21 protein-coding genes are annotated in these 21109 nt (G+C 63.5%); 2 read left to right on the top strand and 19 right to left on the bottom strand.

The features are described 5' to 3' along the window. Positions 1–45: 45 nt before the first annotated feature. From HPY55_09900 to HPY55_09890, 3 genes are all read right to left on the bottom strand, one after another. Complete coding sequence (locus HPY55_09900) at positions 46–567, bottom strand: hypothetical protein (GenBank protein ID NPV70943.1); 522 nt, start codon at positions 565–567, stop codon at positions 46–48. 113 nt (positions 568–680) lie between these two features. Further along, entirely contained in the window at positions 681–1721 is a 1041-nt protein-coding gene (locus HPY55_09895) for a nicotinate phosphoribosyltransferase (protein ID NPV70942.1), read from the bottom strand. After that, positions 1703–2479, bottom strand: a complete 777-nt coding sequence (locus HPY55_09890) for an rRNA pseudouridine synthase (protein NPV70941.1) — start codon at positions 2477–2479, stop codon at positions 1703–1705. Before HPY55_09890 ends, HPY55_09895 begins: the two co-directional genes overlap by 19 nt. A 167-nt stretch (positions 2480–2646) precedes the next feature. On the opposite strand from HPY55_09890, the gene HPY55_09885 reads away from it, so the two are divergent. Then, positions 2647–3129 carry a hypothetical protein gene (locus HPY55_09885; protein ID NPV70940.1) on the top strand — a complete coding sequence of 161 codons (483 nt, stop codon included), beginning with the start codon at positions 2647–2649 and terminating at the stop codon, positions 3127–3129. Further along, complete coding sequence (locus HPY55_09880) at positions 3126–3611, top strand: hypothetical protein (protein ID NPV70939.1); 486 nt, start codon at positions 3126–3128, stop codon at positions 3609–3611. Before HPY55_09885 ends, HPY55_09880 begins: the two co-directional genes overlap by 4 nt. 128 nt (positions 3612–3739) lie before the next feature. On the opposite strand, the gene HPY55_09875 is transcribed toward HPY55_09880, so the two are convergent. From HPY55_09875 to HPY55_09800, 16 genes are all read right to left on the bottom strand, one after another. After that, positions 3740–4825 carry a hypothetical protein gene (locus HPY55_09875; GenBank protein NPV70938.1) on the bottom strand — a complete coding sequence of 362 codons (1086 nt, stop codon included), beginning with the start codon at positions 4823–4825 and terminating at the stop codon, positions 3740–3742. A gap of 87 nt (positions 4826–4912) precedes the next feature. Next, positions 4913–5941 (bottom strand): NGG1p interacting factor NIF3, encoded by a 1029-nt coding sequence (locus tag HPY55_09870; protein NPV70937.1) that lies wholly within the window; start codon positions 5939–5941, stop codon positions 4913–4915. A 226-nt stretch (positions 5942–6167) separates the two neighbouring features. Continuing rightward, complete coding sequence (locus HPY55_09865) at positions 6168–6575, bottom strand: DUF2294 family protein (GenBank protein ID NPV70936.1); 408 nt, start codon at positions 6573–6575, stop codon at positions 6168–6170. A 41-nt stretch (positions 6576–6616) separates the two neighbouring features. Next, positions 6617–7834, bottom strand: coding sequence for a hypothetical protein (locus HPY55_09860; protein ID NPV70935.1), 1218 nt, complete (start codon positions 7832–7834; stop codon positions 6617–6619). Next, positions 7834–9597, bottom strand: coding sequence for a cobalamin-binding protein (locus HPY55_09855; GenBank protein NPV70934.1), 1764 nt, complete (start codon positions 9595–9597; stop codon positions 7834–7836). The genes HPY55_09860 and HPY55_09855 overlap by 1 nt, the downstream gene beginning before the upstream one ends. Positions 9598–9657: 60 nt before the next feature. Next, positions 9658–9915: a hypothetical protein gene (locus HPY55_09850; protein ID NPV70933.1), complete on the bottom strand. Its 258-nt coding sequence runs from the start codon at positions 9913–9915 to the stop codon at positions 9658–9660. Positions 9916–9979: 64 nt separating this feature from the next. Continuing rightward, positions 9980–10756: an FCD domain-containing protein gene (locus HPY55_09845; GenBank protein ID NPV70932.1), complete on the bottom strand. Its 777-nt coding sequence runs from the start codon at positions 10754–10756 to the stop codon at positions 9980–9982. 62 nt (positions 10757–10818) lie between these two features. After that, on the bottom strand, positions 10819–12105 hold the full coding sequence (locus HPY55_09840; GenBank protein ID NPV70931.1) for an FAD-dependent oxidoreductase: 1287 nt from the start codon (positions 12103–12105) through the stop codon (positions 10819–10821). Between the two features lie 16 nt (positions 12106–12121). Further along, positions 12122–13588: a hypothetical protein gene (locus tag HPY55_09835; GenBank protein ID NPV70930.1), complete on the bottom strand. Its 1467-nt coding sequence runs from the start codon at positions 13586–13588 to the stop codon at positions 12122–12124. 51 nt (positions 13589–13639) lie between these two features. Then, entirely contained in the window at positions 13640–14071 is a 432-nt protein-coding gene (locus tag HPY55_09830) for a hypothetical protein (protein NPV70929.1), read from the bottom strand. A gap of 475 nt (positions 14072–14546) precedes the next feature. After that, positions 14547–14858, bottom strand: a complete 312-nt coding sequence (locus HPY55_09825) for a hypothetical protein (GenBank protein ID NPV70928.1) — start codon at positions 14856–14858, stop codon at positions 14547–14549. A gap of 15 nt (positions 14859–14873) precedes the next feature. Further along, positions 14874–15980, bottom strand: coding sequence for a hypothetical protein (locus tag HPY55_09820; GenBank protein ID NPV70927.1), 1107 nt, complete (start codon positions 15978–15980; stop codon positions 14874–14876). Then, positions 15977–17764: a GerMN domain-containing protein gene (locus HPY55_09815; protein ID NPV70926.1), complete on the bottom strand. Its 1788-nt coding sequence runs from the start codon at positions 17762–17764 to the stop codon at positions 15977–15979. The genes HPY55_09820 and HPY55_09815 overlap by 4 nt, the downstream gene beginning before the upstream one ends. 196 nt (positions 17765–17960) lie before the next feature. Further along, on the bottom strand, positions 17961–18653 hold the full coding sequence (locus HPY55_09810; GenBank protein NPV70925.1) for a VanW family protein: 693 nt from the start codon (positions 18651–18653) through the stop codon (positions 17961–17963). A gap of 331 nt (positions 18654–18984) precedes the next feature. Beyond that, entirely contained in the window at positions 18985–19482 is a 498-nt protein-coding gene (locus tag HPY55_09805; GenBank protein NPV70924.1) for a spore maturation protein, read from the bottom strand. A 637-nt stretch (positions 19483–20119) separates the two neighbouring features. After that, complete coding sequence (locus HPY55_09800; protein NPV70923.1) at positions 20120–20728, bottom strand: spore maturation protein; 609 nt, start codon at positions 20726–20728, stop codon at positions 20120–20122. Positions 20729–21109 lie beyond the last annotated feature (381 nt).

Genomic DNA, 21109 nt, shown 5'->3' with positions numbered 1-21109 from the left:
TCGACTTTTCCTTTTTTGAGTGGCCGGACGCGCTGCCTGAGGCGTTCAGCGGACTGCGATAGGGCCAACCCGCTCCACCTCTCCGGACACCACGAAGTGGCTTCCAACGCGCGGGTAGTCCACGCCCCCACCGGCCCTTGCCACGGTTACCCTCACAGGCCCACGACTCAACCGACGCAGCGTGATCTCCTCTCCATCAAACAGTTCGACGTCGAGCGTCCGCGCGTCATCGCGCCCCATGTAGAGCCTCCCCGCGTACCGGCTTCCCGCCCATACGGCGGCCTCAGCCCCGGCGACGTCCCCCTCAATCCTCAGCGTCAGCGCGGCAGGTCGCCCCGCTGATCGCCGGACTGCGGCGCGGCCTTCGCCTGGCATGCGTATCACGGTAAGCGCAGCCGCGTCGACCTTGACCCCCTCGGCGCGGTGCGCGAAGTTCAACAGGGGCCTCCACGAGCTGTTCGTCAGCATTATCTGAGCCGCCACCGTCAACGCCAGGCCGGCCGCACACAGCCTGACGAGAGCCGCTTCAACCTGTCGCGCCCAGCCGGGCGACCGCCTGTCATCCAACGGTACCACTCCCCGGGGGGATGTCCCCATACTATCCTATGCTGTCCCACCGGAGGGTATTATGATCCTAGCGCGCGAACAGGCGGCTCGGGGCGCCGGCCGGACCGTCCGGTCTAGAGTACCTTCCGTAACTTCGGATTCGGGGTCCGCCCGGGAATCCGGCCCCTTTTCGCGATCGGGCGGCCATTTATCTCCTTCAGGTCCATGGTCATGTCTATCGGCTTCGCCCCCGATATGTAGCTGCCGATGCCAAACGCGTCGGCCCCGGCCTCGGCCAGCACGGACATTCTCTCGGGGGTAACGCCACCGGAAACGAATATCTTGACGTGCCTGTACCCGGCCTGGTCCAGCCGTGCCCGGACCTCCCGCACGAGGTCGGCAGTCACCCCGCCCCTCTCACCAGGAGTGTCGAGCCTTACAGCCTCCAGCCTGTCGCCGAGCGCCCCGGCGACGCGGAGCGATTCCTCCGCCTCGTCCTTGAACGTATCCACCAGCACGATTCGCTTTGTGTCCGGCGGCATGATGCGGTCGTATTCCCTCGCCACCTTGATGGTGTCGCCTACTATGAGCACCACGGCGTGCGGCATCGTGCCGGAGGGCTCCTGCCCCATGAGTCTTGCGCCAAGGATGTCGCTCGCCCCTGAGGCTCCCCCGACAATCGCGGCCCGCTCCATGACCGGGGCGACCGCGGGATGCACGTGCCTCGCTCCGAACGAGAGAAACGGCCGGCCCCCGGAGGCCGCCTTGCACTCGCCGGCGGCCGTAGCCCAGGCGCTCGCCGAAGCGAGTATGCCCAGCAGCGCCGTTTCGTATATGCCGAAGTCCCCGTAGGGTCCTGATATCCTCATGATGACTTCCTTCGGCCCGAACGGCTCGCCCTCTTCGAGCGCCTCCACATCGACGCCATTCCCTCTGAGCAGGGAAATGCACTCCGGCATCCCGGCGAGGAGGCCGCCGCGCGACGCGAATATCTCCGCCACGACGGGTTCGTTCTCCAGGCCGAGCGATTTCAGGATTTCGTAGGTCTTTATGAAGTAGATGTCGGTGGTGGCCCCCATCCGGATTTCTTCATGGGTAGCCGAATGCAGCCGGTTGGACCCATCCACCTTGAACCGGGCGACTTCCGAGAGCGTTTTCAAGTACTGCGGCTCCAATTTCGTTCCCTCCCCCTCCCACCGGGTAATGCTCTACCGGGCCCCTGACCGGGCGCCCTCAGCGAGTCCATCTCTTCGTCGCTGAGGAACCTGTACTGGCCGGGTTTCAGCCGTCCCAGGCGGAGAGGACCGTACGCGGTCCTCTTGAGTCTAACCACGGGGTGTCCCACAGCCTCGAACATCCGGCGAACCTGCCTGTTCCACCCCTGATGGATACTTATCTTCACGACGGCGCGGTTCTCCGATGTGCGCAGGATGCCGGCCCGCGCCGGCGCCGTCGTGCCTTCCTGAAGCCTCACGCCGGTCCTCAACCTGTCCAGGACCGAGCCGCCGGGCACTCCCTCGACGGAGACCTCATAGGTCTTGTCCACTTCGTGCTTGGGATGCGTCAGGCGGTAGGTGATCCCGCCGTCGTTTGTGAGAAGCAGCAATCCTTCACTATCATAGTCGAGGCGGCCCACCGGGTGAAGCCCCGGTATGTCTTCGCGCACGAGGTCCATCACGGTCCGCCTGCCATGCGGGTCGCGCCTTGTCGTTACGTATCCGCGGGGCTTGTACATGATTATGCACACCGGGCGCCTTGGCCGCAGGTCCACCGGCCTCCCGTCCACCGTGACGCGATCCAGGAGCGGGTCCACCTTCGTACCCAGGGTCACCGGCACACCGTTAACCGTGACGCGGCCGGCTGAGATCAGTTCCTCACAAGAACGCCTCGAGCCGGCTCCGGCCGAGGCCAAGGCCTTCTGGAGTCTTTCCATTTTCGACGAACCTGTACCTCGCGGCATTTCCCGTCCCACGACCCTCTTCACCCCCAATGACTTTCGCCGGACCGGCACCTTTTCCTCCATCGTTCCCAGGCTGTGCCTCCCTCACACCACGGCGACGGCAGGAATAAGATAATGCGTCCCAGGCGGAGGTGGCTCCGGTGAGACTCGGCATCGAACTCCTCGCCCTCGCCGAAACGCACGTTTTGCCGCATACCTACTTCGAGGTCCGCGTTTCGGTCAACGGCGCCGCCGTCGAGGAGTCAGCAGGCCGCGATGAGTTCCGCAGCCCCGCGTATTTCCGGCCTGGAGAACGCCTCGCCGCAACCGGCAGGATCAACATCTGGGACGAGGACGTGGCGCCGGCCATTGCGCTCAGAGTCCGCCCCGCCTACGTGGTCCCCATCCGGCTCCGCCCCGGTGACCGTCTTGGGCTTCACATCCTGACGTCACTGCCGGTGGACCAGGGCACGCTCCAGGCATGCCTGGCTGCCAGGGTAGTAGGCGGGTCGCGAAAGGCGCACGACCACCTCCCCTTCTCCCACCCCGGCGTGAGAGTGGACTGGGACCGTAGAGGCCGGTTTCACGTGGACTTCGGGCAGTGGCCGGCCTTCCCCACAAGGAAAGGGGGTGAACCGGCATGACCATCGGGGCCGAGCTGCGCTCCGAGAGGGGTTTGAGCGTGGACGACACTACATACTTCGAGATGACTATCGAGGTTGACGGGGAGCCCGTCGCCGCGTCGAGGGGGATCGACCGTTACCTGCTAAATGGGTTCGTCCTCCCGTCGAAGCGCGTGGCAGCCACCGGAAGACCAGCCATGTATAGCCTGTCTGACACGGGCGCCGGCCTGGGGCTGGGCCCGATCGAGGCGGCGCCTGCCGCTCTGTGCCCGCTTACATTCAGCCCGGGGTTGAGGCTGGTGATCGCTGTCAAAAACAACGCCGTACTGGACCCGGGGGTGTTCTGCCTGGAGTTCTCGCTGGGGCTCAGCGCGAGCGGACCCGCGGGCGGCAAGGCGTACGACTTCTCGCTGCGGAGGCCCGACATCGCGATGTCGTGGCCGTCGCGCGGCGTATTCAAGTTCGACGTGACGGAAGCCCTCGACCTCTGGGCGGAGTCCTGAACGCCGTACGCCAGTAACACGGCCCGCAGCAAGAGTAACGGGCAAGAGGGACCGGGGCCCCTCTCGCCCGTTTTCGATCGCGTGCGGCTGCCGTGGCGGCAACCGCTGCGCCTGGCGCGGGACAACTGCTACTGAACGATGAGCGGCGTCAGCGCCACGGCGAGCAGCGCGGCGGTCAGGATCCTCAATACCGCGCCGAGCACGGCGGCCTCCATGGCCTCGCGCTCGCTCAGGTTGGAGTTCGCGGCCCAGACCGCGGGGATCTGGCCGAATATGACCTGGAGCGGGAATCCCGACGCGCCCAGGATGAACGACCCCACTACCAGCCTCGGATCCAGCGTGTTCGAGATGTCCTTCAGGGTGTTCATGGCGAGGGTCGGTGACGCAAGCACCGAGAGTATGCCCGTCTTGGGATCGATGCTGAGCGCGCTCAACGCCGCGGTAAGGGCCGTCTCAACCGGCTTCCACAGCCCTACGAAGTCCAGTGCCCCGATTATGGAGAATATGACCGCCGCAGCCGGTATGATCAGGAGGAACACCAGCTCGGCGCCCTCGCGCGCGCCGCCGAAGATGGTCTGCATCGCGCCGGTGTTCGGCGTGAACGACGGCAGTTCGTCAATGGACACGCGCCTGCAATTCCTGTAGATGGTCTTCGACAGGATGAACGGTATCACTACGAGTGGCGCGAAAACCCCGAGTATGACCACGGGGAACGCCCAGACCCCCGCCTTGGCGAGGGCTATCAACCCGAGCATGAATGTTGAGAACGACTGCTGCGACTGGCACATCGTAACGACTGCGATCTTCTGCTCGTCTTTCGTCGCGCCCGACTTCTTGAGGACGGGTCCCGATATCCTCCCCGCAGCGTTGATGTCACCCAGGATGTTGTACACGCCCGGGACGACTACTGTGGGGTTGACCCCCAGCAAGGATGCGACCGGCATGAATACCCTCAGCATAGCGTCTGTGAGTCCCAGCCTCTCGAGCACGCGACCCATCAGGACGCTGGCAATTATGGCGCAGGCCAGGGTGCCGGTAAGGTAGGCTTTGACGACCACGTCCACGACCCTGTTCACCATGTTGTTGAATATCCCGCCGATGAATCCAGGATTCACGAACAAACCGATCATGGACAGGGCAAGAATGACAAGACCGACGATTTCAATACCCCTGAGAGGCCTTTTCCCGACTACGCTGTTCTCAGTCTGTCCCATCTCTTCGTCCCTCCTGATTTAGAATCCGGCTCATGCGCTCGATTCGCTTGGCAATCGACGAGTGGTCTCCTCCGGGGGCACCTCCCTTCATTTCCTTTCGGGCGCGCCGGGCAACAGGTACCGGCCCGCCATGTCCTTCCCGTACTCCCTGATCGCCGGAGTGCCGATGTGGCCCAGCGGGTAGCTCGAGACCCTCTCCCTGAATACCACGACCTCCACCGGGGGCAACAGCGCCTGAAGCGCGGCCGCGAGCGGCACGCCGTTTTCGAGGATCTCCATGGCGTGGGAGTTCCCGAGGATGAACGTCAGCCCGAGTTCTTTCGCCTTAGCCACCAGATCGCTGTCCCCGCGTACGCGGCTTATCGAGCTGATCACGGTGTCGATCTCGGGGTGCTCCTTTACGGCCTGCTGCAGGTGATCAGCCGTGAACCCCGTGTGCGGGTGGATGTGAATTATGGTGCCGACCTTGCTCGACTCCGAACCGTTCAGGATGCAACCGCCCGTGGCGGTGTTCGTCTCCTCGACGGACGCGCACCCGCGGACTTCCCTCTCCGCCATGAGCATATCGCGTTCGCCTGCGTAGCCCATGAAAAAGGCTAACCGTCTCAAGACGTCCCCCGCCGTCTTCACATCGTCGAGCGCTTTCCCGACGCTCATCACGTTGCCCGGAATGCCGCCGTACGCGATGTCGACCCTGAAGGCCTTGTGCCCGTGGAGGAACTGAATCCCGGGGTGGAGCCCGTGGAACGCCTCGTGCAGCTCGAGCACGGCGATGCCGTACAGCCCGAGGTACACCTTCAGCGTCACACCCCCCGAGTTCGCGGCGTCGGCAACCGGGTGGTGGGCGACGATGGCGTCCACGCCCGTCGCTCCCGCCAGCTCGATCTGGCTCTCCGTGAGCGTCATGCACACCGCCAGCTTCTTCACCTGCCTCGATGGGTCGCCGAACACCAGTCCCGGCGTCTCAGTCACGGCCTTGCCGGGTATTCCCGACGACTTGGTCACGACGAACCTGTTCTTGCCCGAAAACAGGTCGGACGCCCTGACGCATACCCTGCCACCGGTGATCCTGTCGAGCGCCTCCACCACGTCCGTGACCGTAACCGGTTTGTCCATTGAATCCCCTCCCGACCGCCAGATTTTGGCCGCAGGCCCCGGAAAGTGCCCATACAATCAAGAAGACCGCCACCTACCCGGGGGGTTGGCCGGCCCCATGTGCCAGCCTTCCGTCCCGGATAACCTAGCGGTCCTGGAGGGCACTCCGTTACAGAGTTCCCTCTAGCCAGCTTCTATTCCAGTTGCGCCACCCAGCCAGGCCACGAGTGCGCCTGGTCCGCGCCCGTCAGTCCGCGCTCCGCACGGGCGAGCAACCGCCCGCGCCCCCCTCCTGCTCGGGCTTGTCCGAGCAGTCGTCGAGCTTCTCCTCGACCACAATGATCGTACCCGCCAGCTGGTACTTCGGGTCATAGTCCTTCAGAATGGACCTCACCGTCAGCCCCAGCGACTCCTGGATCTCCTGGCGGAGCCTCGACTTGTACTCGTTCAGGAGCGCGATGTCGGTGAGCCTCGTCGCGACGGGGTCTCTGTCGTCAATGGCGGCCAGTGGCTTGACCCGCATGTTCTCAGCCAGGATGATGATTTTCTGGCCGATGATGTCCACCTTCTGCCACCGGAGGCCGTTGCCGAACAACGACTTATTCACCCGGTTGTTTACTCGAAGTATCTCCTGTTTCAGGTCCCCCGCCGACATGTGCGCTCCTCCGACCTGTTTAGACTGTTCGACACGGCCCTTCACGTTTCCTTCATTTCTACCGGACGCCTGCGCTGGAGCACAGACGCCACCTGTTCCCCGAGTCCCGCCGTCCTGTCGGACACCACATCCCATACGGGCACCCCCAAACGGCGTTTGAATTCACGAAGCAGGTTCTTGCGGTTGACGAACCGGCCGGCGAAATTCCCTGAAGACAATCTAACCGGGTAAAAGGGGTTCACAGTGATCGCGAGCAGCGGGACCGGCCTGCGGACCCACACCCTGCCGCCGCCAGACTCCACCCAGTCAATGGCCGTGGCCACCCCCACCGGGTCGCCGCTGACCATGAGGCTGATCGGCGACGAGAACACCAGCGACACGCCGCCAAGACGCTCCTGAAGGCTCCTGACGAACGACCTTATCCCGCCCGCGTCGGTGGCCCCCGCCGCGAAGACCGCGCGGATACCCGCGATTCCGAGACCTCCCGCGGCCCACGCCTGATCGCCGAGGAGGCAGCTCCCCGGGGCCGTCGCCACCCGTCCGTCCTTGTACGAGACGAGCGTCTCACCACAGCCCGCACCATTTGCGAGCGAAGGTCGTACTTCCCCGAACAGTCCCGCCCACCCCGCGTCGTCCAGGGAAGGGATGCCGAACACGCGGACTATCGCCTCAGTATCCCTGGCCAGGGCCGGTATCGAACGGTTTCGAGACCCGCCGGTCGCGATGACGATCGCATCGACCGCGGTCATGGGGGCGATCCGCCCGAACGCGCCGTCCACAAGGACCAGGTCCGGAGTCGCCCGCATCCCACGGATCCTCCCAAGGAGCGCCTCCAGGTCGATGGTCTTGTTGGGTCCCGCGAGCACAACCAGGCCCCGGCGCCTCACCTCGCCGATGAGGACCCTGCCCAGCGCCGTGTCGATGCCCGCGTCCTCGAGGGCCCCGAAGGCCGCCGTCCCCGCCTCGACGCACCTCGACGCCGTGGCCACGACGACGCCCTCCTCGCAGTGAATCCTCGGTTTCGGAAGGCCGGTCACGTTGTCGAGTTCCTCACCGTCGAAGCCGATACTGGTCAGGCACATCCGCCACCCCCGAGCCAGCCCCTCCTGCATGATCCCGGCCATGGTGGTCGTCTTGCCGGTATTCTTGGCGGTGCCCGCCACGCCCAGCACGAAGGGGGCTGGTGTAGACCCCCGGGCGGACGCCTCGTAGCGCATGCCCTGGGCCGTCCGTTCAGTTGCCGGACGTGACGCGATCATCAGGTGTTCGCCTTGCGGACAGTCCCGCGCCCCGAGCGGCCCGGGTATGCCCCGTCCTCCCTGGTGCCCAGGAGTCCGTCGTAGAGCGCCCCGACGAACGATCCCCTGTCGCGCACCTTCTTCAGGACGTCGTGGATCCCCTCGACGAGCTGCGAGGCCCACTCTGCAGCCATGGGAGTCGGCTGCACGCCGGCCTGCCCGAAAAACCTGAAACCCTCCCTTACCGCGCGGAGGGTATCCACCCTGGCGGCAGCCGAGATGGGACCGCCGGAATATGCCTCGTCCGAAGAGGCGATCGATATGGCGTCCACCCCCATTGACGACGCCATGCATGCGTGAAGCGCTGTGGTCATGGATGACTGCACCCTGTCCTCGGTGTGGGTCAGGAACCCCACCGGGGCGCCCGGCCAGACCGGGGCGTCAATGATGCTCCTCAGGGCCATGACCTTGGCCGCGTTGAAGTCGACGTAGTTGTCCTTCATCTGCCCCTCGATCATTACCTGGGGCGAATAGCAGAATAGCGGCTGGAGGATGGGCCTGCCGCCGAGTCGCCTCGCGATGGAGGCAACGATGAGCATTCCGGCGAACGCCTTGTGCGCCGGGACCCCGCACAGCTCCTCGTTGGTCACGACGTCGAACGGCAGGCCGTAATGCACGGCCTGCCTGATTGCCTCGACCCCGTCTACCGTGAGTCTTTCGGGATCGGTGCCGGCGCCCAGCGATCCGTAAACCATGTTGATCTTCGTGAGATCGGCCCCCGCCTCGCCGGCCAGCACGACCGTCTCGGGGGTGTTGAGCCCGCGGTGCGCCCTGACCTGCCATAGCGTGTATGGGGTCATGCCCGACTTGATCAGGTTGAGATTGCCCTCGGTGATGAGCGAACCGTCTTCCTGGTGGGTGAGGAAGCCGTGGAGCATTCCCTCTTTCCTCGCAGCCCAGGAGGGGTCGAAGTGCACGACACCGTCGGCGCCCCAGGACTCGCCCACCTGGATGTGTGTGATGTCCATGATGGGGCAGCCGGTCCCGTACTGGATGAATACGACAGGGCGCTCCTTTCCGTGGCGGATCGTCTTCCAGCCCCCCTGGGCGCTTACCTGCGCCACCCGCCGCGCGAGCGCATCTCTTTCTTCCGCCGTTATCGGGCGCGTCTTCGCCACGGCCCCGCCGTCGTACGACTGGGCTATCCCCGCGTCGCAGAGCGCCACGTACGACTTGATGAGGGAGGCCGTCCCCCCCGCGTCGCCGCTCCGCGACGCCTCAGCCATGCGGCGGCGGAGTCGCGCCCTCTCGACCGCGGGCGAGGTCATGGTGGTTGCCCACGCGACCACCTCGTCCGCTACCGGGCGGATCGTGTCCTCGATTTCCCTGTTCTTGAACGAGTAGGTGTAGCCGGAGGTGAGGTCGGGTTTCGACCTCGTCACGCTGCCCACGGAGGTTTCGACCGGCCGGCCCTCCACGTACGCGATCACTTCTTCGATGGACGTCCCGGGACCGAACCCCGCGTCGAACCCCGTTTCGGCGGCTATCTCCGGCCGCACTGCCATGCCCCCGACAACCATCTTCACTTTACTTCTGACGCCGGCCGCGTCGGCCAGGTCGGCGAGCCTGGCGAGGACGTCCGCAACGCCGTAGCCGAGCGTCCTGCCGACGAGCACGTACTCACACCCGGACGACGAGATCGCCTGGACGATCTCCTCGGGCGGGAGGTCGGGCTGCAGAAGGGTGGTCTCGTGGCCGCGCTCGACGAGCGCCCTGCGGATCATCTTGAGGCCTATGTCGTGTACGGGGTCAAGCGGTACGAGCAGCACCTTCTTCGCCACGGTTCACACCCCCAACCATCCGTACGAATCGCCGGACCTGTGAATGTAGCACCTGGCCCTGATGCGCGCCCCGGATCCGGCCATCTCGACGAATACAACGTCGCATTCCGGCATGCCCATGCCGGCCATCATCTCACGCGCGATCCGCTTGGCTTCATCCTCCGAGGAGCATGCCACGAACGTCTCAACGTCAAGTGCGTCTATGACCCTGTCCATCACCTTCGATGTCGATTTCAAGGAGCTCACCCCCGGGGTACTCATCCATGATGAGTACCTGTAGACAAACCCTGGCGATGATATGATGCGGCCAACCCCACGCCCACCGTCAAACCCCGCTGTCTTGCGGCGGACGGGCCTGAGCGGGCGGCGACTGCTCGTCACCACCGTACTTCGACCAGTACTTCCGGACGTCCCGGATGAGATTCTCTATGTGTGTGACCATCGCCGATTCCGCCGCGGCCGGGTCGCCCGCGCGGATGGCCTCGTATATCCTGATGTGATCGTCCACGACGGTGCTGTGCACGCTCTTTCGTATTACCGTCAGCATGGGTGCGAGCTGGCCGTCCTGTCTGATGAGGTCGGCGGCCGCCATCAGCACCTTGTTCCTCGACGCGGAGGAGATGAGCTGGTGGAACCTGACGTCCTCGTCGGAGCCGCTGCCGCCGGACTTGACCACCTCGCGGTGACGCCTGATGATATCGCCAAGCTCGGCCACCTCGGCCGCGTTCGCGTTCTGAGCCGCCAGGCGCGCGGTCTCCCTCTCGATGGCGCGCCTGGCGATCAGGATATCGATAAGCTCCTGCTTACCTCTGGCTTTGAGGACCTTCAGGAGCTCGCTCCCGAAAGACGCCCTTTCGCGCTCCCCGGCGAGCTCCTGAAGCCTGTTCCTGCCGAGGTCGGTGAGCCGCCTGCCCTTGAAAGACACCCTCTCCGTATAGCCTTTCTTGTCGAGGTTGCGGAGAAGGCGGCCGGCGGTCGCCTCACTTATTCTCATACCGTACTGGTCGAGGCCATGGCAGAGCGTGCCGGACCCGATAAGGTCACCGGCGGCAGAAGCCACCCTGAGAATGTTGTACTCGAGTTCCTCTTTCGGTCCAAGCAAAATCTGCTTCCCTCCCAGCACGCAGTCTCCTTCTAGATCTTCCGGCAGCCGTACTGCCGCCGTCACACTAGCCTCTTCGCGAGGGCTCCTTCCATGCCGGCGTCGCGCACGCGCTTCTTTATCGCGGCCTTGTCCGTCGAATAGAGGCCCAGCTGCTTCATCCTCTCGAAATACACTGACCCCGAGAAGGTGAACTTCTGGCTCAGCCCCTCGCCGCTCTTGACGAGCCGTCCCACGTGCGCGATCGCATCTCCGATCGCCAGCGACTCCGGTATCTTCACGAGGTCCATGCCGAGGGTGTAGCGCACGGCGTTGTACCCCGCGAGGGCGCCGGTGACCATCGCTTCGGTGTGCCCCACGAGCGGTCCCGTTTTCTCGCCGCCGCAAAACAGGTTGTCGACACCCTCCACCTTGAGGAAGTCGTCCCTGGGAGCGATGGCGAAGTACCGCATCGAATTGCCCTTGCCGCCCGAGTACGGATCCTCGAACCTCGAGTTCTCCATGCCCGGGATCTGCCGCAGGAGTTCAACTGGGAAGAACGGAGTCATGAGCTTGGCGTGGCCGGTATCCAGCAGGACGATGTTCTCGGCGTACTCGCCCAGCGCGTACTGCTGGCAGGCCTTGTACGCCAGGACGTCCTTCTTGCGCAATTCCGCGGGGACCGGGATGACCACCACGCCAGCCTCGTTCAGCTTCTCAACGATCTCCGGCGCCAGAGACTCCTTGTGAAGCTTGCAGGAGCCGCTCATGGATCCGATGGTCCCCTTGGAGGTCCCGCCCACGAACTCCTTCACGCCCGCCTTCGCCGCCACGCTCACCCGCGGTCCGTACGACGGGCAGCGCAATACGCACATCGCGCACCCGTTGCCGTACTTCGTGCAGTTCCCCTGGGGCCCGGCCGTCCCCGTGGTGTCGAGGAATACGTCTCCCTCGTACTTCTCGCCGTCCTCCGTGACCAGGGCCTTGATCTTCGACCCCTCCATGACCACGTCGGTCACTCGGGCTTCGCACCGCACGTCTATGCCCTTCGACAGCAGGTACCTGCGGATCGTCGGTTCGGCTTTGGCAACATCGTATAGCGTGGCGTGCTTATGCCCCGGGAAATCCAGATACCGGTGGCGGGCGATGCTGTCGCAGAGCTCGAACAGCTCGCCAGCGCCGAGCGCGATGGCCTCCTCGGTGGCGGTGAACCTGCCGTTGTTGCGCATGATGCCGCCCACCAGGCCTGTGCCGAGGAGTTGGTCCGTGCGCTCAAGCAACGTTACCGCGGCGCCTGCGTTCTTTGCCGTGAGGGCGGCGGCGCAGCCCGACCAGCCGCCGCCTGCTATGACGACCCTGACCTCTCCCATGTTCTCCCCTCCGCAGTCACGACAGGTAACCGCTGTACCTCCCGATGATCTCGAGCAACTTCACGAGCCCCTTGACCGCGAGCCTCATCTTCTGGTCCACGATCTCGCCGTTCTCATCGCAAGTGCCGAGTCCGGGCGAGATGAAGATGTTGGCGTCGTAGCCGATCGTCGGGATGATACCCATCTGGCTGAGACCCGTCTGGATGATGTTCGAGCCGGCGTACATGTCCTCGATGGTGAACACCGGAAAGCCGAGTTCGCTCCCGGACCAGGTCTTCTCGTAGTTGATCTCAACCGTGCCGGAGTTGTATGACTTGCTGAACACCAGGTTGTCCTTGAACTTGGCCGGCAACGCGGCGAACTCCTCGGTTACGATCTTGTACAGGTCGTCCACGGGCTTCTTGAATATTTCCGGTTTGTCGCGCAGTTCCTTCAGTACATGTACCTGGGTGAGGAGCGCCTCTTTGCCCGGGTCCTGAGTGACGTACGCGGCCTTACCGTACGAGGCGAGCGTGCCCCACCTGTCGCCGTGCATGCCGAGCGCGCGCCTGATGTTGACCATGACGTCCTCGCGGCCGATGATCAAACCGCTGGTCGCGGCGCCTGTGGCCTTGTCCATGCTGTATATTATGACATCGGCGTTGATCTTCCTGGGGTCGGTCCCGACAAACGGAAGGCCCCACGCGTTGTCCACGACGTACGGAACGTTGAACTCGTCCGCGAGTTCGCCGAGATATTTCTGCAGAAGTGGCGCGCCGCTCTCATCCTTGACGCCGTAGCCGTAGCCGGGGGTGTCATAGCCGAGCGAGGCGAAGCCTGCCAGGCAGTTCGCATTGTCCGCGGCTACGTTCGAAATCCTCTCGATGGCCTCCTCGGGATCGACCCCGGTAAGGAGCGGGGTCGGCCAGTACTTGATCCCGTGGTTGTCGTATTTCGCCCCGGGGAGCGGCACCACGACCACGTCGAGGTTGTTGAGCCTCTTGCCATAGAAGCCGAATTCGCCCGCGGTGCTGCCCCTGTCGGCCAGGAAGTCCTTGTACTTCGGGGGGTACGGCCTGCCGTAGCCGGCCTGGTGATGCATGTGCTTCTCGTAAGGGGTGATGTAGCGAGTGCGATAGCTGTCGCCGCGCCCGAGGCTGGGCGGTGTAAACAGGCAGTCGTAGGTCACCCACAGCCCCGCCTCGCACGTGTTGACGGGGCAGACGTCGAACTCGTCGCCGTAAACGTCCTTGACGATCTCGCGGATCTCCTCCACGAGTTTGGAGAGGGGGATTACCTCGGTCGCGCCCTTCTCCGCGGCCTCCATTACAGCCTTGCGCATCGGGGCGGGGCAACCCGAGATCGCGCCGGTAAGCCCAAATTTCCCGCGCAGGTCGGCCGGTATCCCTATCTCGTCCGCGGCCTTCTTGGCCTCGGCGTAGATGTTCGGGATGTTTGCCTGGAGGTGCTTGTACATCTGGAACCTGTACTTGAAGCTTGCCAACTCTGTTCCCTCCTTGAGGATCCCCCGGGGCAATCCGCGCCGGGGTGTTACTTATGCCGGGCTGCTAAACTGGACCGTAGATCCCAGTTCGAGTCCCAGCTCCTCTCCCGTCTTCGTCACGTCCGAATGGAGGACAATGTTGAGATGGTTGGGAAAGTGCGTGAGGTCGAACCCGGCCAGTCTCCCAAGGTTCGCCGTTCCCCACTTGACTTCGTCCCCCGCCAGGATGACACCGCTGTTGAGGACCTCGAAGAACCCGAGGTAGGCCACGTTGTCGACCTTGCTCCCGGGTCCCGCGTCCTCGCCGGTCACGATGAGTTCGTGGACCTCGCCCCGTACCACCGCTCTGGACGGCTGTTTGATGAGTTCGAGTTCCCTTGCGTCCATGCGCAGCCTGAGGACGGCCACGATCCGCCCCATTACCGGCTCCTTCTTCGCGTAGGGACTCTCCTTTACCAGGCCCCCCGCGTATGGATCAGGCATTCCACCGCCTCCTCATCCGCCGCCCGGTCTGCAGCTCACTGGTTTACGCAATCAACTGCCGGCCTCGTGCTACAAGTGCTCCTCATCAGTGATGAGCACTTGCCCTCAAAAAAATTTGCCATAAAGGTTATCCGCCATGCTTATTTTAACACCTGTCTTTACGGTTATCAACCGGGTTCTCGGGCACCAGGTCGCGGACTTGTCCGCCCCGGGACGACATGAGACGCTCCAAGGCCCACCCGACCGCCAGGTGGAGCAGCACGAGACAAAGACGCTGAGATTCTCGCCCGGGAGGCGCTCGAACTCGGCAACCCAGACCCCGGGCCTCTGCCTGCGGAGCGGTGGGCGCGAGGTCACGAGCTGGTTGATGCCGGTGAGCACGCGGATGGTCAGATGCTCGAATCCCGCCCAGTAACTTGCCGGCAGTAGAAGGTAGTCCACCCGAGCGGGAGCGCCGATCAGCCTGGAGCTGTGGTCATAACTCAGCATCTGAGGGTATGTGCGGGCCCTCGTTTCTAAGGACGTACGCGGCCGCGATCTTGGCCCGCTCATACTCGGAGACGCGGAGATCGATCGTCAAGTCCTCTCTTTCAACGACAACGGGAGCGTCTCTACACGGAATCAGGTTCCCGCCCCCAATATGGACAATTGCCCGGGTCGGCCCGGCGTTGGCCAGCGCGCGGGCCGGCGACAGACAGAGGGCGGCCGCCGCCAGCGTGACGGCGCAAAGCATCGGGACTGTGCGCTGGATAGCGTCCTGTGCACGGTTGTCGACCGCGAACGCCATCGCGACGATACCCCCTCATGGGCCCATCCGATAGTAGTCCCCCGAGCCGCTGAACGCCCAGCGCAACCCGAACGTCAGCAGCACCAGCACCGGGAAGAACATGAACAACATGACGAACGCCCACCCTGAACCGCTGGAAAGCGGGAGGCCCAAGTACGCCAGTCCCAGCACGCCCGCGCACAGCGCCAGGCTCAAGAGGCGCGCGCCGGGCCGCTTGCGCCGGGCGACCCGCCCCGCGGCTACTCCGGCCAGTGAGCACACTGCGACAATGACGGCTATCCTGCCCCAGCGCCCAAGCCAGATCGCGTTGAGAGGCCATGGGACCCATGGAGTGATCGCGCCGCTGTACACGTACACACTCAACACATCCACGGGGATTCCGTCAAGCTGGCTGTCGCCGATTGTCCTGTTACCCTCACGCCTGACTGCAGTACAATTGCTCCTCACCGCTCTCTGCTGACCGCCGGACAGAATCCTCATTGATATGGGTCCAAAACTCGACCAGTGGCGTGCCGGCCAGAGGTGGTAGTCGTAACGATACAGGGGCCTGACCAGCCGACCGTAATCTACGCTTGGGACCTGCCTGTACTTCACCTCGACTTTGCAGGTTTCGCGTGGCCCGATCTCGACCGGGAACACAAAAACGGCAGGTCTCCCGCGCGTCGACCACGGATTCGCGGGCTGATACCTGGCTCCACTAAGCGGGTCCACCCACAGTTCATCCGGTTCAGGGAGCGTCCCCGGGGGGACGACCTGCCCGGCGTTACCTTTGAGCAGCAGGTGCTCGACTTGCCGTCCCGCGACAACCGTCTCCAGGCCCTCGACGTCGCTCCCATCGGGTACGAAGAAGGCTACTTGTTCCCTGAGCCGCTCCGGCCCCGGGTTTGAAACCTGGTACGTCGTGTGGATCTGCGCTCGGTAGTCGCGCACGTCCATCACGATGTCGGCCCGGTCGACGCACAAGGGCGACTGCGGCCTCGGCAGCAGAATCGCACCGCTCTCGTGCAGGATGACGTCCGACGGCAAACCGTTCGCGGTGGCCACGGGAGAGCAAATCATAGCATATATCGTGATCGACGCGGCCACCAGCATTCCACACGCTACCCTGCTCAGATTGGTCAACCTCCTCCGCCGTCACTAGTGCCGGCGCCGGTATCGCTCCGTTCCCGCCATGGGCGCAGGTCAAGGGGGCCGTTGAAGTCGAAGTGGCTCCCCGCGGGGACGGCTCTCCCGTTTACGGTCACCCGGTACGAGTCGATCGAGTCGATCTGCGAAAGCGTCCGCTCCAGCACGAATGCAACCCACTTGTCGTTAAAGGATAGGCGCCCCGTGATCCCCTCAAGAAACCTCTCGTTGAAGTCCAGGGTCAGTGTCCGCCCCCGAACCGTCGCGCTTTTCAGCTCGATCCCGCTTATGAACGGGGAATAAAGGTTCCTGGTGTCACGCGGCACGCCGAGGAGCGCTTTAACCAATGCTTCAGGTGTCGCCGGGATGTCCCATATTTCGGCTACGGGCTCTGCTGTATCCTTTTCTATAAAATAGACGAGCGCACCGCCTCCGTCGGGTCCGCCGCTCCGGAGGTCGTCGTACAGATCTCGTTGCGCCTTCTCGAGGGTTTCCGCCGGCAGCCCCGATAGGTCTCCCGACCAGTTCACGATTGTCCTGAAGGCGCGGGGCGGCACCATGCAAGCCTTAAGGACGTTGACAACGACGGACCGCTTCGCCGGGTCCGCCGTATGAGCGTACATCCGCACCGCCCGCCGGTACGAGCTCGCTTCCGCCGGGTCACCGAAGTCGGACAGGTCAGCGCGTTTGCCTCGTTCCAGTGCCCGCAGCATCCCCCTGAACCAGTCTTCCAGGAGGTCAGCCCGCTTGTCGGTCTCGATCACTCCTGCGAGAAAGCCCAGGTATGACGAGTGAAGGTCATCATCGTCCGGCAGGCCAAGCAGCGCCCGCCTGTGCACGAAGACGCCCGCCTCAAACATGGGTATCAACCGCTCCTCGTCTGCATCACGGGATCGCGCCTCGTAGTACAGCAGACCGAAGTGCCTCTTCACGCTGTATGCCAGCCGAGCGAGTTCCTCTGGAGAGCACTCCTCATCGAGCCAGTCCGGCGGCAGTACATTCGAGACGGCGGCCAGCGTGAGAGCCCTTTCAACGTCTCTTTCCATAGGAAAGTGCCGAAGGTGGACCTCCATGTCGAACTGCGGTTCTATGTTCGTGTACTCCCAGACGAGCGCGCTTCCGTTCACCCGCCAGCCTCTGGTGGTCCCGGCAAGTACGTCCCCGCGCCTGATTGGGACGGGACCCTGCGAGTTCACGACCTTCAGCCTGATGAGCGCCTTCCCGATGGGTCCCTCCCAGTACTTGCCGGTCCTCAGAACATAGTAGAATCGGAGGTCCGAGTCGGGTTTGGGAGGATCCATCGGAATGGTGTATGCCACGTCCATACGGATGCGCCCCTTGCGAAAGGGGGTCTCCCACACCGCCCATGTTTCCTCCGTCCTCGGCCGACGAATGGTCTCGATTCGATGTGCCAGACCCTCCCCGTCGAGCGTTACCCGGAATTCCTCAACCTGGCGAGTGAAGAACTCCTCGTCAGGAAGCACGCCCGGCGGAAACCCGACCGTGAGGCGTTCGTCGCGCGACGACTCAAAGAGGAACACGGCGTGGACCCTGGCAACATACGGCGGCGGATAGTCCGGAGACGCCGCCCGTTCGGTGGCTTTCAGAGCCGGAGCGTAGTGAATATCAACGTTGACCTCTTCTTCGACCATCCGGACGCTTGTGCTGTGCTTCGGCACGACGCTGCGCCCGACCGCCTCCAGCGGGACCGAGTTGGCAAGTGCGGTGCGGGTGGGCATTCGAGGTACCGTGGTTCCCCACACCGTAACCAGGAGCGTCAATGTCAGAACCGCGCTAACAAAGCGCGACCCTCGTCTGTGTGTCCGCCGCCGTCCGCTCACTGCCGCCTCCCCACCTCACCGAAGGCCTGTTCGAATCCTAATAGCGAGGACCGCCCTACTTACAATTAGACTGCCGCAGTCCTACTCCGGTTCCGCGGCGGCTGGCGATAGCGCGTACCTGCGCGGTTCCCTATGGTCAGACTGAAACCTCGTATGTCACGCGGCAATCGTTCTCCGCAACGAGCTCGACCCGCGGAGGGCCACCCGGTCCGGCGACGCGCCTCCAGATCTTGTTCCGGCGGCGCTTGCCATCGACGGAATCGTAATACTCGTGGTCAGTTTCGTATACACGCACCTCAAACGGAAGCGGGCACGCGCCGTAGGCCTCCCCGACCAGCATACCGTCCATGACCCTGAATCCGAACCCCACGGGGAACTCTAGCGTGTTCTTAACCACGAGGTCTACGTAGTTGTAGAAAACGGTGGCCCCGCAACCGAACGGTACCGTGCGGTTGACGTCGGGAAATAGGTCGTACGAATGCCTGTGGCGTTCCACTGTTTCGAACCCGAGGTGAAGCGCCATCCAGTAGATCATGTTCGAGAGCTGGCAGAGGCCTCCCCCGGTGAGCGCTTGAAGCCGGTCTCCGATCAGCGTCAGGGCTGGAAAGTATCCTCGCGAGCGGGGCGTGGGGCCCACCAGGCGGCAGAATGACAGCACTTCTCCCGGCCGTACGACGATACCGTCGATCTTCCGGCATGCAATCTGGAGGTTGTGGGCCTTGTTCGCCTGGTATTCTTCAGCGGCCCTGGATGGGCGGGCTAACGGGGAATTATGCCGGAAAAGCAGGTATGGAAAATCCGCGGGGGTCTTCATCCGTGTACGCGCCACAGGTGAGGGGCGCCCCCAGTCGGAACCAACCGGGAGACCAATGTCCTCCGCAATCCACCGGAGCCACCGCATCATTCGGTGTAGACCTACCTTGACCCAGAATACCCACTCCGGGGACCAGGACCTCGAAGCCCCGCCGGTTGTGTTTTCAGCCAGGATCTCTTCTCGTAACGTGAGGCAGCCAGGCGAACTTGATGAGGACACAGGCGATCACCGCTGTTCTGGACGCACGATTGCCCACAGGTGTTTCCGGCAAATCGGGGATCTCCAGAGGTCAACCCCTGGCGGGGCTTTGAGCGCACTCCTCGGCAGAAGGGCGGGCTGACCTGCGCTACAGCGGGAACAGCCGCCTGGAGACCAGCAGCGCGACGATGAACCCCGTGACGTCGCCGAGGAGCGCCACGGGGATCGTATGCCTGGTGTTCCTGACGCCGATGGAGCCGAAGTACAGGCTCACGACGTAGAACGTGGTGTCGAAGCTTGCCTGGCTGACGCAGGCCAGGAATGCGGGGAAGGAATCGGGGCCGAGGCGGTTCATGAGGTCGATGGTGTACGAGAGTGAGGCGGCACCGGAGATGGGCTTCAGGAACAGGAGCGGAATGACCTCCGCTGGAACGCCAACCGCGGTGAGCAGGCGAAAAGCGGCTACAAGCACGTCCATCGCCCCCGACGCCCTGAACAGCGACGTCGCAAACATGATGGCAACCAGGTAAGGCAGGATCCTGGCGGCCACATTCAGGCCTTCCTCGGCGCCCTCCACGAACGTGCGGTAGACGGGAACCCCCCTGGCAAAGCCATAGAGTGGTATGCCCAGGATGAGCGCGGGCATCGCCCAGCGTGAGAGGAAAGACACTGCGGCGAGAGCCGAGCCAACCACACGATCACCACCAGGCGGACTATGAGTAGAAGAACCGCTACACGCACACACAACCCGTGAAGGCGTATTCGCTGTTGTATCGCCTCCCGCGACTGTAGGCGGCAACACCACTTGCGTTGAGCCCCCGCCCTAGAGGCAAGGCCACCACAATCATGAGGATATGCAGCGCATCATATATTCTTCCTGATCAGGAGTGATAGTGCGACCAGGGTCGTCCCCGAAAGTAGCAAGCCGGTGCCCAAGAAAAGCTGGAACGGGCCACTGCCGAAGTGACTAAAAGGGTACGGGCCACTGATAATCCAGACATACCGCTCACTGTTATCGTGGATGAACCAGTAGAGAAACGCAGGACTCACGACCAAGAGAAAGCCCAACCCGAGAAGGAGACTTGATAACAGATCGGGTAGTACGCTGCGGATGCGCATATATCCTCCGTCTTTCACTGCCTTGATAGCGCCGTCTGGGGCATCGTCTTGACCTTCTGCTTCTCCCCAACACATGACGAATCCGAAAGCAATTGTGTTGCAGAATACTACGGTTTAGATGGTCCGGTGTACAGGCAGGGCTCACCACGAGGTGAGATGCCCACTTAACCCCACCGCCGACGGAAAGCCGAGTCTGTTACCAGGACGGTCATCCAAGCGACCAGCCCGGCAAGGATGGTCGGCCCGACAGTCGCGGAGGGGTCGCTGGAGCCCATCTGAGCGCGCAACGCCACCACGGCCCCGGGGACCAGCGTCAGTCCCGCGCAGGTCATCGCCACGAAAGTGCACATCGCGGGCGTCGCGCTGTCAACCGGTTTGCCGGCACGCGGGCGGTGACAGGCGTCGCTCTCGGCCAGGCGCTTCAGTTCCTCCATCGCTTTGAAGCCGAACGGCGTGGCCGCGCTACCGAGGCCCAGGAGATTTGCGCTTATGCTCATGGACACCGCCCCGAACGCCGGGTGGTCGGGGGGCACGGACGGCATGACTAGCCGGAGGAGCGGTGACACAAGTCGCGATAGCGCGGCCGCGAGGCCCGAGCGCTCCGCTATCTTCATTAACCCCAGCCACAGGCACATGGCGCCGAGAAATCCAAGCGTGGTCTCCACCGCCGCGGCCGCCGACCTCAGCGCCTCGTTCACAGCCACCTCGGCGCGGCCGTTTGCGACCGCAACAGCCATGCTGCCGGCGACGAGAACCAGCCATATTATTTCCATTGCGGCACCTCCATAGCGTGACCGGCAAGCAAACTCCGGTGTACAGGATGGCTATCGGGGTAGGGCCACCTCGATCTCGAAACCTATGTTTTAATCAAGGAAAAAAATACAAAACCGCGTCCAAGGTTAGTCTCGATCTTGGTGGTTATACTACTTGATGAGGGTCTATAGCAGCCGAGCGAAGGCTACTGCAGGTCGAAGTATACGGATCTGCAGTGGCCGGGCAAAGGTCACTGCCGGTCGATGAGGTTTTGCAGATCGGTAGTGGCCGGAGCGAAGATCATTACCGGTCTTCAGGTACGGTTCGATGCAGTCGTAAGATTGCATCGAGCCGGCCGGGACCGGTAATGGTTGAGCCAAGACGGCAAGACGTCCAGTAGT

Source organism: Bacillota bacterium, from assembly GCA_013178305.1.
Taxonomy (GTDB): domain Bacteria; phylum Bacillota; class Sulfobacillia; order JABLXB01; family JABLXB01; genus JABLXB01.
The sequence above is the reverse complement of the archived record's forward strand: the minus strand, read 5'-3'. Positions and strand labels throughout refer to the sequence as shown.

Coding starts and splice junctions, on each gene's coding strand:
- HPY55_09880 (NPV70939.1), top strand. CDS start 3,126: ATGACCATCGGGGCCGAGCTGCGCTCCGAGAGGGGTTTGAGCGTGGAC.
- HPY55_09865 (NPV70936.1), bottom strand. CDS start 6,575: ATGTCGGCGGGGGACCTGAAACAGGAGATACTTCGAGTAAACAACCGG.
- HPY55_09805 (NPV70924.1), bottom strand. CDS start 19,482: ATGCCCGCGCTCATCCTGGGCATACCACTCTATGGCTTTGCCAGGGGG.
- HPY55_09875 (NPV70938.1), bottom strand. CDS start 4,825: ATGGGACAGACTGAGAACAGCGTAGTCGGGAAAAGGCCTCTCAGGGGT.
- HPY55_09800 (NPV70923.1), bottom strand. CDS start 20,728: ATGGAAATAATATGGCTGGTTCTCGTCGCCGGCAGCATGGCTGTTGCG.
- HPY55_09840 (NPV70931.1), bottom strand. CDS start 12,105: ATGGGAGAGGTCAGGGTCGTCATAGCAGGCGGCGGCTGGTCGGGCTGC.
- HPY55_09850 (NPV70933.1), bottom strand. CDS start 9,915: ATGAGTACCCCGGGGGTGAGCTCCTTGAAATCGACATCGAAGGTGATG.
- HPY55_09825 (NPV70928.1), bottom strand. CDS start 14,858: ATGGCGTTCGCGGTCGACAACCGTGCACAGGACGCTATCCAGCGCACA.
- HPY55_09870 (NPV70937.1), bottom strand. CDS start 5,941: ATGGACAAACCGGTTACGGTCACGGACGTGGTGGAGGCGCTCGACAGG.
- HPY55_09855 (NPV70934.1), bottom strand. CDS start 9,597: ATGATCCGCAGGGCGCTCGTCGAGCGCGGCCACGAGACCACCCTTCTG.
- HPY55_09890 (NPV70941.1), bottom strand. CDS start 2,479: ATGGAAAGACTCCAGAAGGCCTTGGCCTCGGCCGGAGCCGGCTCGAGG.
- HPY55_09860 (NPV70935.1), bottom strand. CDS start 7,834: ATGATCGCGTCACGTCCGGCAACTGAACGGACGGCCCAGGGCATGCGC.
- HPY55_09830 (NPV70929.1), bottom strand. CDS start 14,071: ATGCCTGATCCATACGCGGGGGGCCTGGTAAAGGAGAGTCCCTACGCG.